Source organism: Yoonia vestfoldensis SKA53 (genome assembly GCF_000152785.1).
Classification (GTDB): domain Bacteria; phylum Pseudomonadota; class Alphaproteobacteria; order Rhodobacterales; family Rhodobacteraceae; genus Yoonia; species Yoonia vestfoldensis_A.
On sequence record NZ_CH672414.1, the window covers coordinates 1,292,163 to 1,306,222 of the forward strand.

13 protein-coding genes and 1 pseudogene are annotated in these 14,060 nt (G+C 55.8%); 9 read left to right on the forward strand and 5 right to left on the reverse strand.

What is annotated here, in order from left to right; translation table 11 throughout:
- Positions 1 to 230 precede the first annotated feature (230 nt).
- Genes SKA53_RS06380 through SKA53_RS06390 form a run of 3 tightly spaced genes read right to left on the reverse strand, consistent with a single transcriptional unit; the run spans position 231 to position 3,395 of the window.
- Positions 231 to 1,034 carry a sugar phosphate isomerase/epimerase family protein gene (locus tag SKA53_RS06380; protein ID WP_007205270.1) on the reverse strand — a complete coding sequence of 268 codons (804 nt, stop codon included), beginning with the start codon at positions 1,032 to 1,034 and terminating at the stop codon, positions 231 to 233.
- Positions 1,031 to 2,704: an FAD-dependent oxidoreductase gene (locus SKA53_RS06385; protein WP_040483175.1), complete on the reverse strand. Its 1,674-nt coding sequence runs from the start codon at positions 2,702 to 2,704 to the stop codon at positions 1,031 to 1,033. The genes SKA53_RS06380 and SKA53_RS06385 overlap by 4 nt, the downstream gene beginning before the upstream one ends.
- A complete protein-coding gene (locus tag SKA53_RS06390; protein ID WP_007205272.1) occupies positions 2,697 to 3,395 on the reverse strand; it encodes a TetR/AcrR family transcriptional regulator in 699 nt (232 codons plus the stop codon). Before SKA53_RS06390 ends, SKA53_RS06385 begins: the two co-directional genes overlap by 8 nt.
- A 165-nt stretch (positions 3,396 to 3,560) precedes the next feature.
- Here SKA53_RS06390 and SKA53_RS06395 point away from each other — a divergent pair, with 165 nt between their 5' ends.
- The 8 genes from SKA53_RS06395 (at position 3,561) to SKA53_RS06430 (ending at position 11,164) form a co-directional block, all read left to right on the forward strand.
- Entirely contained in the window at positions 3,561 to 4,565 is a 1,005-nt protein-coding gene (locus SKA53_RS06395; RefSeq protein WP_007205273.1) for a Bug family tripartite tricarboxylate transporter substrate binding protein, read from the forward strand.
- A gap of 131 nt (positions 4,566 to 4,696) precedes the next feature.
- Positions 4,697 to 5,275 (forward strand): tripartite tricarboxylate transporter TctB family protein, encoded by a 579-nt coding sequence (locus SKA53_RS06400; RefSeq protein WP_007205275.1) that lies wholly within the window; start codon positions 4,697 to 4,699, stop codon positions 5,273 to 5,275.
- Positions 5,275 to 6,783, forward strand: a complete 1,509-nt coding sequence (locus SKA53_RS06405; protein ID WP_007205276.1) for a tripartite tricarboxylate transporter permease — start codon at positions 5,275 to 5,277, stop codon at positions 6,781 to 6,783. Before SKA53_RS06400 ends, SKA53_RS06405 begins: the two co-directional genes overlap by 1 nt.
- The gene (locus SKA53_RS06410; protein ID WP_007205277.1) at positions 6,780 to 7,631 is read left to right on the forward strand and encodes a shikimate dehydrogenase family protein; all 852 of its coding nucleotides are present in this window, start codon (positions 6,780 to 6,782) and stop codon (positions 7,629 to 7,631) included. The genes SKA53_RS06405 and SKA53_RS06410 overlap by 4 nt, the downstream gene beginning before the upstream one ends.
- Entirely contained in the window at positions 7,628 to 9,514 is a 1,887-nt protein-coding gene (locus SKA53_RS06415) for a bifunctional sugar phosphate isomerase/epimerase/4-hydroxyphenylpyruvate dioxygenase family protein (protein WP_007205278.1), read from the forward strand. The genes SKA53_RS06410 and SKA53_RS06415 overlap by 4 nt, the downstream gene beginning before the upstream one ends.
- A gap of 307 nt (positions 9,515 to 9,821) precedes the next feature.
- Complete coding sequence (locus SKA53_RS06420; RefSeq protein WP_007205279.1) at positions 9,822 to 10,079, forward strand: PepSY domain-containing protein; 258 nt, start codon at positions 9,822 to 9,824, stop codon at positions 10,077 to 10,079.
- Positions 10,080 to 10,101: 22 nt separating this feature from the next.
- Complete coding sequence (locus tag SKA53_RS06425; RefSeq protein WP_007205280.1) at positions 10,102 to 10,644, forward strand: cytochrome b/b6 domain-containing protein; 543 nt, start codon at positions 10,102 to 10,104, stop codon at positions 10,642 to 10,644.
- Positions 10,634 to 11,164, forward strand: a complete 531-nt coding sequence (locus SKA53_RS06430) for a helix-turn-helix transcriptional regulator (protein ID WP_007205281.1) — start codon at positions 10,634 to 10,636, stop codon at positions 11,162 to 11,164. The genes SKA53_RS06425 and SKA53_RS06430 overlap by 11 nt, the downstream gene beginning before the upstream one ends.
- A 48-nt stretch (positions 11,165 to 11,212) precedes the next feature.
- Here the strand turns inward: SKA53_RS06430 and SKA53_RS15185 are convergent.
- Positions 11,213 to 11,359: pseudogene (locus tag SKA53_RS15185) on the reverse strand (integrase core domain-containing protein); the annotation flags it as partial.
- 994 nt (positions 11,360 to 12,353) lie between these two features.
- Between SKA53_RS15185 and SKA53_RS06440 the strand changes: the two are divergent.
- Complete coding sequence (locus SKA53_RS06440; protein ID WP_007205284.1) at positions 12,354 to 12,878, forward strand: tetratricopeptide repeat protein; 525 nt, start codon at positions 12,354 to 12,356, stop codon at positions 12,876 to 12,878.
- 229 nt (positions 12,879 to 13,107) lie between these two features.
- Here the strand turns inward: SKA53_RS06440 and SKA53_RS06445 are convergent, their stop codons facing one another.
- Positions 13,108 to 14,052, reverse strand: coding sequence for a glutathione S-transferase family protein (locus tag SKA53_RS06445; protein ID WP_040483178.1), 945 nt, complete (start codon positions 14,050 to 14,052; stop codon positions 13,108 to 13,110).
- Positions 14,053 to 14,060 lie beyond the last annotated feature (8 nt).

Consider the following 14,060-nt stretch of genomic DNA (forward strand, 5'->3'; position numbering starts at 1 on the left):
CACATCGAGACGAGTCTCATGGTCAGCATCTCGTTGATAAACCTTGGTAATTCCTGTCTCGTTTCTATGCGGGCTGCCAAATGGGTAGACTAAATTGCTGACCAATTCACCTCCCTTCACCTTCGTTCGTCGCGGCTATTTCTACTTCTCACGGCGTGTTCCTTTGTCCCTCCGGGGAAAGGGGGGGGGCGCTTGTCACCTGATTTGTGCAACAGGGCCAAGCGGCGGTGTCAGGTGCGCAAATAGGCTTGCGTGTGATCGAAAATAGCCTGCGCCACCGCTTGCGCGGATAATCCGGCCCTGTGTTCCAGCGGCACTTCGACCGCGATGGCGATATCTTGGGGCAATTGCGCCAGAATATCGCGCAGCGCGATCGCACCTTGGCCCGCGATCAAACGCGCCCCGCGCGCGGTGTGCAACAGCGCCTCTTGCGTATAGGGCGGATGCACCGGCGCATCGCACAAATGAATAAACGGCAGCAACGCCGGATCCGTCGCCGCCAGATCCGACAACAAACTGCCCGAGCGATCAAAATGCAGCGTATCCACCAGCACGCCGATATTGCTGGCCCCGCTGGCCTGCACAATCTGCAACGCGGTTTGAAAATCCGGCACATTGGTCCAAGGAAAGAACTCAAGCACCGGTTTTAGCCCGAAACCAGCCGCCAGATCGGCAAAGCCCGCCAGATTATCCGCCAATCGCCCCAGATCAGGGTCATAAGGTGCGGTGACGATATATTTCGCGCCCAATTCCGCCCCTGTTTGCAGAAAACCAATCAGCTTTTGGGGATCAAACGCTGGGGTCAGCCGGACAAATTCAATGTCATTGACCCGCAGTCCGGTTTGTTTGAGGGCGCGCAATGTGTCGCGCAGCATCTGTGGATCATCCATCAACGCATAGCCAGCAGTTGTCTCCGTCACCGCAATCAAACGCAGCCCGACCGCGTCAAACCCCGCCTGTGCCGCAACGCTAATGAACTCCGGCGGTGGCAATTCCAACAGCGTCAGATGCGCCAAGGATAACGCGCGCGTCATATCTGCCCCGCTGCATGTTTCGCCGCGACATACCCAAATGTCATGGCAGGGCCAATGTTGATCCCGCCCGCAGGATAATACCCGCCAAACACGCTCTTCATATCGGCACCAACGGCATAAAGCCCGTCAATCACGCGACCATCTTTGCATAGGGCTTGGGCATGGGCATTGGTCTTGATCCCCGCAAAGCTGCCAAAACTCCCCGGCACGACCCTGATCGCCAAAAAAGGCCCGCGCATGATCGGCGCAACACACGGGTTGGGCGTGATATTTGCGTCACCTTGCAGCCGGTTATAGGCGCTGCTGCCACGACCAAAGGCAGGGTCGTCGCCGCGCAGTGCAGCGGCGTTATAATCGCGCAAGCTGCGTTCCAGCCCCTCGGGATCAATGCCGCAAACCTGCGCCAAGGCGCGTATGCTGCGCGCTTGTTTGACATAGCCAGACCGCAGATGCGGCCCAAGCGGCAGAGGATTAGGCCGTGCATAACCGAACCCGTATTTGCGTTGAAAATCGCGGGTCGCAATCAGCCAAGATTCCGCAACATCGCCCTGTGGTGTCGCCGCAAGCAAGGCTGTGACGTAATCGTGGTATCCATTGCCTTCGTTGCAAAACCGTTTGCCATTTTTCAAAACCCCGATAATTCCGGGCTTGCCGCGTTCGATGATATGGGGAAACAGACTGGTCGTGCCATCGCGATGGGGGATTTCCGACACCGGACAATAGGCAAATGGGGCCGCCGCCGATCTGTCAAAGTCCGCGCCCGCAGCTTCGGCCAGTCGCGCGCCCGCGCCATCGCTGAACGTGGTCGCCAATGATCGTGGCGCTTGGGCTGGACCATCCGCAAACCGTGCCACATCATGCGATGCCCCGCCCGTGGCCAAGATCACACCGCAACGCGCGCCCAAAACGGCGGTCCCATCCGCTGTCTGCAAGGTGACACCCACAACCCTTTGGCCATCGCGCTGCAACGCGGTGACATTGGCCGATGTAACGATCTCGACCTGCGCATCAAGCGCCGAGCGCATCAACCGCGCGATCAGCGCATTGCCATTGCGCAGCTGCATCCCGCGCTGATGCCGGACCAAATCCCACAGATGCCGCCCGAAACGCCGCGCGACATAAACAAACGCCGAAGCCGATTTTGTCATCGCCATGAAGGCGCGCAAATCAGCGCCCGCTTGGATCGTCATGCCCATGAATGTCGTCGCAGGCAAAGGCAGGCGCAAGCGCGCGATCTGATCGCCCAAGGCGCGCCCGTCATAAGGGGCCGCAATCACCGACCGCCCGCCCTGCCCTGCACCAACCACATCGCTATACGTATCAGGAATGGCGCTGCCGCTTTGAAATGCCAGCGCCGTCTTGGTCGCAAAAAAGCCGACCATCTGTGGCGCATATGTCAAAAACGCATCCACCTTGCTTTCATCAAAATGATTGCCCAGAACATGACTAAGGTATTGTTTCGGCGCGTCTTTATCTTCGACAATCCCGTCAGCAATGGCCAAAGGATTGCACGGCGCCCAAATCCACCCCCCCGACCAAGCGGTCGTGCCGCCGATCACGGGGGCTTTTTCCACGACCATCACCGTCAGACCTGCATGCGCGGCTGTCACCGCCGCACTTAGCCCCGCAGCCCCAGACCCGATCACGACAAGATCATACTGCCTAGTCACTTTGGTCCGCGCCCCATGCAACAGGATCATAGCCAATCACCACCGCCGCCAAAACCATATCCGCGACCTGCGCCTTCAGCTGCTCTTGCGCGGGCCTGCCAAAAAGTGCGCCGCCAAAAGATGCTGAAAACGTCGCCTTATTGGACACGTTGTAAAAGCTGAACGCGCTGATCAACCAATGCAACTGCAACGCATTTGCGCCTTCGCGAAACTGCCCCGCCGCTTTGCCGCGCGCGCAGACTTCTTCCAGTTTGACAATGATCGACCGGTTTAATTGCGGCACGATTTCGGATTTGCGCAGGTAATCGGCGTTGTGGATGTTTTCGATCATCACCAGCCGGATGAAATGCGGCGCATTGGAATGGGCATCAAACGTCGCATGTACCAACCGCCGCAGCGCCGCGACAGGGTCCAGCCCTGCGACATTCAGCTTGTCTTCGCTGCTGCGCAACGACGCATAGACACGTTCTAGAACCTGACAATAAAGCCCCTCTTTATCGCCGAAGTAATAATAAATCATCCGCTTTGAGGTCTCGGTTTTCGCCGCGATCTCATTGATATTCGCCCCCGACAAGCCATGCGCAGCAAAGGCGATTGTCGCGACCTCTAAGATGTCTTCTTTGACCGCAGCGGGGTCTTTCTTCCAAGATGTCTTGCGCGTCTTGGGCGCGGGTTTTCCGCCTACATCCATGCACTTACCCTCCCTTATTGACGCTTCGATTCGCTGACTGATAGCATGAATTTAACCCACCGGTACATTTTCTTTGACAAATTAACCCCAAGGTACATACAACAGGGCGTGACCGACGATGCGAGGAGCGAATCGTTGGCTAAAAAACACCTAGGGAGGATACAGATGTCTTTTAAACTGATGGGCGCAGTCATGGCGCTGGGACTAAGCGCGACCATTGCCACCGCGCAGGATTACCCAAGCAAGGAAATTCAAGGCATCATCCAATGGGGTGCTGGCGGGTCGACCGATACGGTGATGCGCTCCGTGACCCCACATGCCGAAGCCGCCCTTGGTGGCACCGTGGTCATGCAAAACATGACCGGCGCTGTCGGCGCGATTGCGCTGAACTATGTCGTTGATGCCGATGCTGATGGCTATACCCTGTTGATGGGCGCCGAAAACCCGATGATTTATAAGGTGATGGGCCTTGGCGAAGAAGATTATTCCGCCTTCACACCGATCAACCTGCTGGCGCGCGGCACGGCGATGCTGGTGGCCAATAATGACGCCCCATTTGATGATTACGCCGGCATGTTGGCCTATATCGCCGCAAACCCTGGTGAATTAAAGCTGGGTGCCACAGGTCCTGGCGGTCTGCCATCGGTGATCACCGCGATGATGAACGCCGTCGAAGGCGATCTGGACGTCATCGCCGTGCCTTATGATGGCGACGGCCCTGCCCTGACCGCGTTGCAAGGCGGCGCAATTGACGTGATGCCCGCCGTGCTTGGCGCCGCAGTCGAGGCGATCCGCGCTGGCAGCATCAAGCCGATCCTGATTTTCGACACCCAGACCAATGCAACACTGCCCGATGTGCAGATCGCAACAGACGCCAATGCGGCCTATGCGACCTATCTGCCATGGGGTCCGTTCTTTGGCGTGTTTGCGAAAAATGGCACACCTGATGATGTGATCGCAAAATTGACGGCGGCTTATGCCACCGCTGCCGAACATCCTGATTTTGTTGCCTTGATGGACAGCCGCGGCTTTACCATGATGAACATCAGCGGTGCCGAAGCCGATGCTTTCTTGACCAAATGGCAGCAAGGCACCGCATGGTTGCTTGATGATGCCGGTCTGACCCAAGCATCGCCAACCGCGTTTGGCATCGCCCGTCCAAGCAACTAAGGTCCGACAGTGTCGGATGGCGGGTATCATGCCCGCCGGATCTTGGCGCCGCCCGCGCCGATACAGGCTGGGCGGCGCTTTGCGTTCCAAGACAGGCGCGCAATCTTTTCAGATGGAAAAGGGGGGGACAGATGATGCAACCTGATGTCACAGGCACGACAGATCACAACAGCAGCACAGCCCATGTGCAGCAAACCAATCATCCACTACAACGCAGACCAGGTGAATTGGGTTTTGCCATTTTCCTGACCCTTGCCAGCGTATTCCTGCTTTATAACGCTTACGGGATATCGGGGTTTCGGGCCTTGTCGGGTGCAGGCTCGGTCCCGATGGCCACAACATTGGTCATGACAATCACCGCCTTGATCGTCACCTTGCGCACCGCCCGCCTTGGCAGAATCGCGGGTGAAACGCTGGCCAAAGACATCCTGCCTGTCATGGTCATCGCCTTTATCGGGCTGTTGATCGTGTTTGGGCTGTTGTTGAAACCTTTGGGCTTTGTGCTGACAGCCGCGCTGTTTTTGATCTGCGCGATCAAGCTTTTATCACGCAAAGGCTGGGTCTACACCATTTCCATCGCGTTTTTATCCTTGGTGATCATCTGGGTGGTGTTCCGCGTCGTCTTTACCGTGCTGTTACCCGCAGGCATCCTGCCCGAGGCCGAATTCATCCAGTTTTTCCGTAACCTTTTCGCGGGGGGCGCATCGTAATGGACACCGTTTTGGCGATCCTGACCGTCTTTACCCAGCCACAGTTGTTGCTGTTGGTCGCTCTTGGGACATTTGCAGGCATTTATATCGGCGCGATCCCGGGTTTATCGGTGACAATGGCGGTGTCGATCCTGATCTCGTTCACCTTTTCATGGGATGTCTATCCGGCGATTTCGCTGATGGTGGGGATTTATATGGGCGGGGTCTATGGCGGGTCGCGCACGGCAATCTTGCTGAATATCCCCGGTTCTCCGTCTGCGATTGCCACCGCGATGGATGGCTATCCGATGGCGCAAAAAGGCCAAGCCGGCCAAGCCATTGGCGTCACCACCGTGATGTCGTTCTTTGGCGGGTTGATCGGCATTGTGGTGCTGGCACTTGCCGCCCCTTTCGTGTCGGCCTTTGCACTCAGCTTTCAGCCGCGTGATTATATGCTGCTGGCGATCTTGGGCATTTTGCTGGTCGGCTCTTTATCCAGCGGATCGCTGGTCAAAGGCATCTTTGCAGGCGCGTTTGGCATTGCCATTGGCGCGGTGGGCCGCGACCCATTGACCTTCGCGGAACGTTTCACCTTTGATCTGCGCCTGATGGAAGGCGGCATTTCCTTTATCGCCGTCATGATCGGCATGTTCGGCGTGTCCGAGGCGCTGCAACAATTGCATAATGTCGACAAACGCGCCGTGCGCCAAAAGATCGACAAGATCATTCCATCATTTAGCACGATCAAAACCTATCTGCCGTTATCGCTGCAAACCTCGTCAATCGGTGTGATCATCGGCGCTTTGCCCGGAACGGGCGGGGATATCGCGGCCTTGATGGCCTATGACCATGCCAAACGCGTTACCAAGAACCCCGAAATCCCCTTTGGCCAAGGTGCAATGGAAGGGCTGGTCGCCCCCGAAACCGCCAATAACGCCGCCGTCGGCGGGGCGTTCATCCCGATGATGACCTTGGGCATTCCCGGCGATGCGGTGACCGCGATCATGATCGGGGCTTTGTTTATTCACGGCCTGAACCCCGGCCCGATGCTGATGATCGATCAGCCCGATATGTTCTGGTTTATCGTCGGCGCTTTGTTGACGGCCAATGTGTTCATGCTGATCTTTGGCCTGACCGGTATCAAGATCTTTACCAAGATCGTCGAGATGCCGCGCTCTATCATCATTCCCCTGATCTTGCTGTTGTCGATTGTCGGGGCCTATGCGGTCAATAATGCGATCACCGATGTCTATTGGATGCTGGGCTTTGGGATCTTTGGCTATTTCATGCGCCATTACGGCTATCCGCTGGGGCCGGTGATTTTGGGCATCATCCTTTCGCGGATGCTGGATGATAACTGGCGCCGCGCGATCATTTCCGAACGCGAAGACCTTGGCCGCTTTTTCGAAGGCATCCTGACCAGCCCATTGTCCCTGACGCTGTTTGTGGCCGTGATCTTGATCTTTGTCAGCCAGACCCCGATCTGGCGCGCCGCAAAAACCCGCTTGCTTGGAAAGGCAACATCATGACCGCGCCCGTACCAGATGTGATCAAACTGGGCCTGATCGGCGATAATATTTCACGCTCCAAATCGCCCAAACTGCATCGCACGGCGGGGCAATTGGTCGGGCGAAATGTCACCTATGACCGGCTGATCCCCAAAGACCTGGCCCTGACCTTCGACCAGACCTTTGAAAAGGCACGCCTTGCCGGATTTCGCGGCATCAACGTGACCTATCCTTACAAAGAACTGGTTACCGCCAAAGTTACGGTGGATGATCCGTTGGTCGCGGCGATCGGGGCGGTCAACACGGTTGTTTTCACGCCCCAAGGGCCACGAGGCTATAACACTGATTACAGCGGGTTTATGGCGGCGTATCGCAGCGTGATGGGCGAAAAATCCCCCGGAACCGTGTGCCTGATCGGCACCGGCGGCGTTGGCAAGGCGGTGGCCTTTGGCTTGCTCGGGCTCAAGGCCGCGACCATTCGCTGTGTCGATCTGGATGCTGCCAAGGCCGCAGATCTGGCACAATCGCTGCGCGATGCGGGCACCGCGACCCAGATCGAAACTGCCACTGATGCGATTGCCGCCGCCCAAGGCGCAGATGGTATCATCAATTGCACCCCTTTGGGCATGGTCGGCATCGGCGGCACGCCGCTGCCGCAATCGGCCATGACAGGCGCGCAATGGGCGTTTGATGCCGTCTATACGCCCGTCCACACGCAATTTTTACAAGACGCCACCGCCGCAGGTCTTACTGTGATTTCAGGTTATGAATTGTTCTTTGGTCAAGGCATTGATGCATGGCGCATCTTTACCGGCCTTGATCTTGACACCACAGCCCTGCGCGCCGCCATCCAAGAGGATCAGCCATGAAAACCTCGATCGCGACTGTGTCGATTTCAGGAAACCTGCCTGAAAAGCTGGCGGCAATTGCTGCGGCAGGTTTTGACGGGATCGAAATCTTTGAACAAGATTTCATCGCCCATGACGGCAACCCGCGCGATGTCGGCGATCTGATCCGCGCCATGGGCTTGCAAATCACCCTGTTCCAGCCATTTCGCGATTTCGAAGGCTTGCCCGCCCCTTTGCGCGCCAAAGCCTTTGACCGCGCCGAACGCAAATTCGATCTGATGCAGGAACTTGGCACCGATCTGGTGCTGGTCTGTTCATCCTGCCACCCCGCAGCCCTTGGCGGCATCGACCGCGCCGCCGATGATTTTGCCGCTTTGGGTGAACGCGCGGCCAAACGCGGCTTGCGCGTCGGATACGAGGCGCTGGCATGGGGTCGTCACGTCAATGACCACCGCGACGCATGGGAAATCGTGCGCCGCGCCGATCACGCCAATGTCGGGCTGATCCTTGATAGCTTTCACACTTTGGCGCGCAAGATCGACCCTGACACCATCCGCCGCATCCCCGGTGACAAGATTTTCTTTGTGCAACTGGCCGATGCACCGCAGATCGACATGGACCTGTTGTATTGGTCACGCCATTTCCGCAACATGCCCGGCGAAGGCGACCTTGCCGTCACCGATTTCATGCGCGCCGTTGTGGCGACCGGATATGCCGGACCTGTCTCGCTTGAAATTTTCAACGACCAGTTTCGCGGCGGCAGCCCCAAAACAATCGCGCAAGACGGGCATCGCGCGCTGATTGCGCTGATGGATGACGTCAAGCGCCAAGAACCCGTCGCACGGCTGGACCTGCCCGTCATGCCCTCACGCGCCAGTGTCGCCGGTGTCGCCTTTGTCGAATTCGCAACCAAGGGCGATGATGCCACGACATTGGAAACCCTGCTTGCCACGATGGGTTTTGCCCGCGCCGGCCAGCATATTGCCAAAAAGCTCACCCTATGGACCCAAGGCGATATCCGCATCGTGGTGAACCGCGAAACCACCGGCTATGCCAGCAATGCCTATACGATGCATGGCACCACAGTCTGCGATATCGGGCTGGATGTGGATGATGCCGCCGCTGCGCTTGCCCGCGCCACAGCCTTGGGCGCGCAACCTTTTGCCCAACCCATCGGGCCGGGTGAAATCGACATCCCCGCCATTCGCGGCCTTAGCGGCAGTGTGCTGCATTTTCTTGATCAAACCAGTGGCCTGAACGATGTGTGGTCGGTGGAGTTCAAAGGCGCTGTCACCCCGCCGCAAAATGCCGGATTGCTGCGCATTGACCACCTTGCCCAAACCATGAGCTATGACGCCATGCTGAGCTGGTCGTTGTTTTACACAACGCTGTTTGACATGCAGAAATCACCGATGGTCGATGTTGTCGACCCTGACGGATTGGTGCGCAGCCAAGCGCTTGAAACCGCCGATGGCGCGTTTCGGATCACGTTGAACGGGGCCGAAACCCACCGCACGATGGCGGGGCATTTTCTGGCAGATAGTTTTGGTGCCTCGGTGCAGCATATCGCATTTGCCAGCGACGATATTTTCGCCACTGCCGATGCGATGGCCCAGCGCGGGTTTCAGCCTTTGGCGATGTCGGATAATTACTATGCCGATCTGACCGCGCGTTTCGATCTTGCGCCGGAATTTCTGGCGCAATTAAAGCGCGGCAATATTTTGTATGACGAAGATGCGCAGGGGGTTTTCTTACAATTTTACTCCCAGCCTTATGCGGGCGGGATGTTCTTTGAAATCGTCCAGCGCCGCAACACATACACAGGTTACGGCGCAGCCAATGCACCTTTCCGGATTGCTGCGCAAAAACGCCTGATGCGGCCCAAGGGTATGCCAAAATCATAAATTCCGCGCCAACGCGGCCAATCATGCAATACCGCAACCTACCGACAAAATGCGGTGCCGTGACAATAAAAACTTTTTGCCTCCGGCGGGGATATTTAGGCTCCAACGATGGGGGCAAATCAGCAAACGATGCGCGTGGACACGGTGTGGCCCTTTGCTCTGGCGTATACCTTTGGATTATCCCGCTACATTGCCAAATTTTACGACGCACATAATCCGTAGGCCAATAGCCAGTATCCATCGCAAGACCTTATTGAACGGCCATGACCAGCAGATCGCTGGCCTAACACATATAAGGAACGACCCGATGAAAAAGACCTTGCTTGCGGCAATCATGATGCTTGCTGCTGTTCCCGCCTTTGCAGAACCTTCCTGCAATCCTGGCGCAGAGCTTACGCCGATCTGGCAATCAATCAAAACGTTCGAAGACGAAGGCGGCGAAGTGATGTCGTTCAAAATCAACGGCGGTGGCTGCTATGAAATCTACGGCAAAGTCGATGGCGCCAATATGGAAGTCTTCTTTGACCCAAACACTGGTGAAGAGCTGGATCGCATCGAAGCCTAAGCCATAGAACAGGAGGCGCACCATGCAACATCACGCGAATATATCATCAACCGATCGTGTCAAAGTTTGGGATATCGGGGTGCGCCTTTTCCATTGGTCATTGGTTGGCACGGTTGTGTTGACCTATTTTCTGATTGATCCCCGACAAGTGCATCGGACCCTTGGCTATATCGTCATCGGGCTGATCGGATTTCGTCTTGTCTGGGGGTTGATCGGAACCCGCCATGCCCGATTTATCAATTTCATTCCTGCGCCAATGCGGCTGTTAAGCTATTTGCGGGATATGTTGCAGCGCCGTGAAGCGCGTTACCTGGGCCATAACCCTGCCGGATCAGTGATGGTGATCGTGTTGCTGATCACATTGTGCGCGGTGGGTGTCACGGGTTACATGATGGGTATGGATGCCTATTTCGGGCAGTCTTGGGTTGAAGACACACATAAACGGCTGGTGAACATTTTGATTATCTGTGTCCTGCTGCATTTGGCAGGGGTCATTTATGCAAGCTGGCGTCACCGTGAAAACCTTGTGCTGTCAATGATTACGGGTAAAAAAGATGGTGATTAAGAAAAGTCGCGCTGTTGAACAAACGACGATGGCGTGGCGTCGGAAACTTTTTGTTCTCGCAGCCGCGCTCCAAACGGGGTGCGGCATCATTTTCGCGATCGACGTTTTTAACGAACGCACTGAATTTACGACGCAGACATTGCTTGAACTTGTGGCGGTCATTGCCTTGTCGATCGGTGCGACGCTTTCGATCAGCCAGTATCGGGCGCTTTTGCGCCGCAATTCCAAGGTTCAGCGCGAACTTGATGCTGCAAGCGGCGCATTCCAAGACGTGATCGAACAATATTTCAAGATGTGGGGCCTGACCGAGGCGGAATGCGATGTCGCGCTATTGTCAATCAAGGGCGTTTCGATTGCCGATATTGCCGTCATGCGCAACACGCGTCAGGGGACTATCAAAGCGCAAAATTCTGCCATCTACCGCAAGGCTGGTATTTCGAGCCGCGCTGAACTGCTAGCGGTGATGGTTGAAGAGCTGATTGAAGGTTTAGAGGTCAAGTCACCGATCACAAGTCATTGAACTTTTTTATGGCGAGGTGTTTCGTCCGGCTTCTGGTAGATCGGATTTAAGATGGCCCTGCAATTGTTCGTGGTTGTCGTCGTGAAAGCGTTTGACGGTCGCGTCTTTGATCGTGCGGTTCATGCGCCCGACCTGGCCGTTGGTCCATGGGTGATCAGGTTTTGTGAGGCGATGATCGATACCGTTGGCCGCGCAGCTCAGAACCTTGCGAAACATCACCCAGGTAAAGCGAAAACAATGCGGGTGGAGATGATGTTGCCCTTTACGCCACAGCCCTGACACCGTGGCAGCCTCCGGCAGGGTCTTCAAGAGGTTCGCCACTGGAAGGCCAGCACAATGGCCGCCTATGGCTGATCGCTTGCTCATGGCGTCACCAGTGGATGGTAGGTCACCGTCCTGACGACACAACAAGAAATCAGCGATACCACTTAGGGCGGGTGCTTCGTGTCTGGGTGGGTGACACTCGTTCAGATCACTTTGTAAGTGTTGTTGCCAACCATCAGGCACTTCGGGCAGGTCGCTCTGGTACGGATCTCATGTGTGGTGGTGTTACCGTCAACTACCAGCAGCAGGTTTGCCACTTCATGTACAACCGTGTGCTGACATCCACCGCAGGTGATGCTGATCCTGGAATTGGGTATTGTTTCTAGCCTGCTAACCATAAACTTCGCGCACTCTCCAAAACGCCTATGACGCTAAAATGACGTATGCTTTGGCGATCAATGCAAACGCAATAACCGCGACAAATATTTTGTTGATATGCTTGTCCACGGTGCAGATTAATCCACGCTTATTTCGATAGGGAATTGTTGTCAGTATGGCAAAAACAAGGCGTCGGTACCAGTATATCAGATGAAATCGACCTCGAAAGTCTGGACGCCTGCCTGTCGTTTAAGGCACGCCATGTGAGAGCTTTATGGATGGCTGTTGCCCGACGCCCCCAAAAGTGGCTCAGGTTGATAGTGACCGGTATCTTTCAGTTTTGGCGTTCTCTTGGTCAGCCCACAGCCTGATGCACTTTTATGACATTGCCCTCAGGATCATGAAAGAACACCTGATGCCATTCGTTCGCAAAGGCTGAAGTATTGATCTGGTCCAGCGTGCTCGCGAAAGATCACAGAGCTAGCGCGGGCAAACGATTTTGTAATCTCTGCTTGACCTATCCTGTTTCGCGCGTTCAAGCTTGCACATGCGTCGTTTTCTTCCTCTACTGATAGCCTTTTTGGCTCAAAATGCTGCGGCTGACGGATGTCCCGTGGCGCCAGACCATTCGGTAGCGGTCGATAACATTTATACAGAGCTGCAACTTGCACCTAATCAGATGGTGGCCAGACCATATTCCAATCAATTGTGGGAGCTATGGCTGGAAGCACCCGACATGCCGTCACAGATGATGCTAGATGAGGGCCTGCGTGCAATGCGTGGTGGTGACTTGATAAGAGCTGTTGATCGGCTCAATGCGCTTGTGTCGTACTGCCCGTTCTATGCAGAGGGCTATAATCAGCGCGCTTTTGCGAATTTTCTACGCGAGGATTATCAGGCTGCCTTGCCCGACCTCGATCAGGCAATTTCATTGAACCCACGCCACACGGGAGCTTTGACTGGAAAGGCGCGGACCCTCATCGAACTTGGCGAAGATGATGAGGCGCAGGTCATACTTAAAAAGGCACTTGCCCTAAACCCATGGCTCGGTGAACGCGCACTTCTTAGATAAGTGACGCGAAAATACTGGAAGATGCGCAATCAGGACTGTTGCGCGTCAATAAAGCACGGTGAATCTGGGAATTACGAACCCCTTGACCGATTGGTATTGATCATAATTGAGAACTGACTTGCAATTTTCATGCAGATTTGACCCACCCAGTCGATATGAAAGAAGCCTATTGGCGTCGTCCAAATGTTGGCGCATGCCGTGGCTTTTGCGCCTCAGATGATTGAACTTGTTAAGTCGGGTCGATTCTATAGCCTGATCTTGGGAAATGGACGCAGACAATGCCCACGTCCGCAGCAACGCGTTCTATCACGACTGTTTCGGCATCTGCATAACGTATCTTACCTGCGACAGGCTGCTCGCCGCCATTGACGTCAGGTTTGATCGCCACGGATTGCCCAACCAAGAGCCCCTGCGGTTCATGCGCGGCCACACCAGCCACGGCCGTTGGCTCGCTATTTCTTGCAAGCATTATGGCGTCTTGCGGGTCCATGATGCGCGAAGTGCCATGACCGATCTCGCGGACATTATCCTCCCAACGGACAAGGTCTTCAAACTCGGACAGAAACGATGGACCATCGGCCCACCGCCCCCGCAAGAACCAGACAACATGGTAGAATTGTGCGTCTATCGCAGCCGGCTGGGGACCGAGCAAAAATGCACGCCCATCAGACAGTTGGGCGTTCAACCATGACAGGGGCGCGCGCAATTGTGACACAAGATGGGGCAGGTCGGCGTTCGCCTGTTTCAGCCCTGCGGCCCAGTCTTCCCCAAGGTAGAGCCGCCCACGGTCTGCGGCAAAGTCCTTGTCCAAACTATCACCTGCCGTACCCAAAACGAGCCGCACTGTTTGGTCAAACAAGGCCCCGTCCGTCCACCTACTCAGGCACCACATGAGACCCTGTTCGTTCGTGGGCATGACGGTCGGAGAAGGGTAACGCCTTTCGAGCTCGCGGATGATACATTGGCTGTCACAATAAATGTCCGCACCAATCTGCATCACTGGTGTGCGCCGGTACCCGCCGGTAAGCGCGGTGAGCATTGGTTTGGGTGGCAGGCGCGGAATTTCTACGCTGCGCCAAGCAAGTCCTTTGATGCCGAACACGACCCTGACTTTTTCTGCAACAGGGGATTGCGGGTAGGCATGGAAGATCACTTCGGACGTTGGATCAGACAAGTTACGTT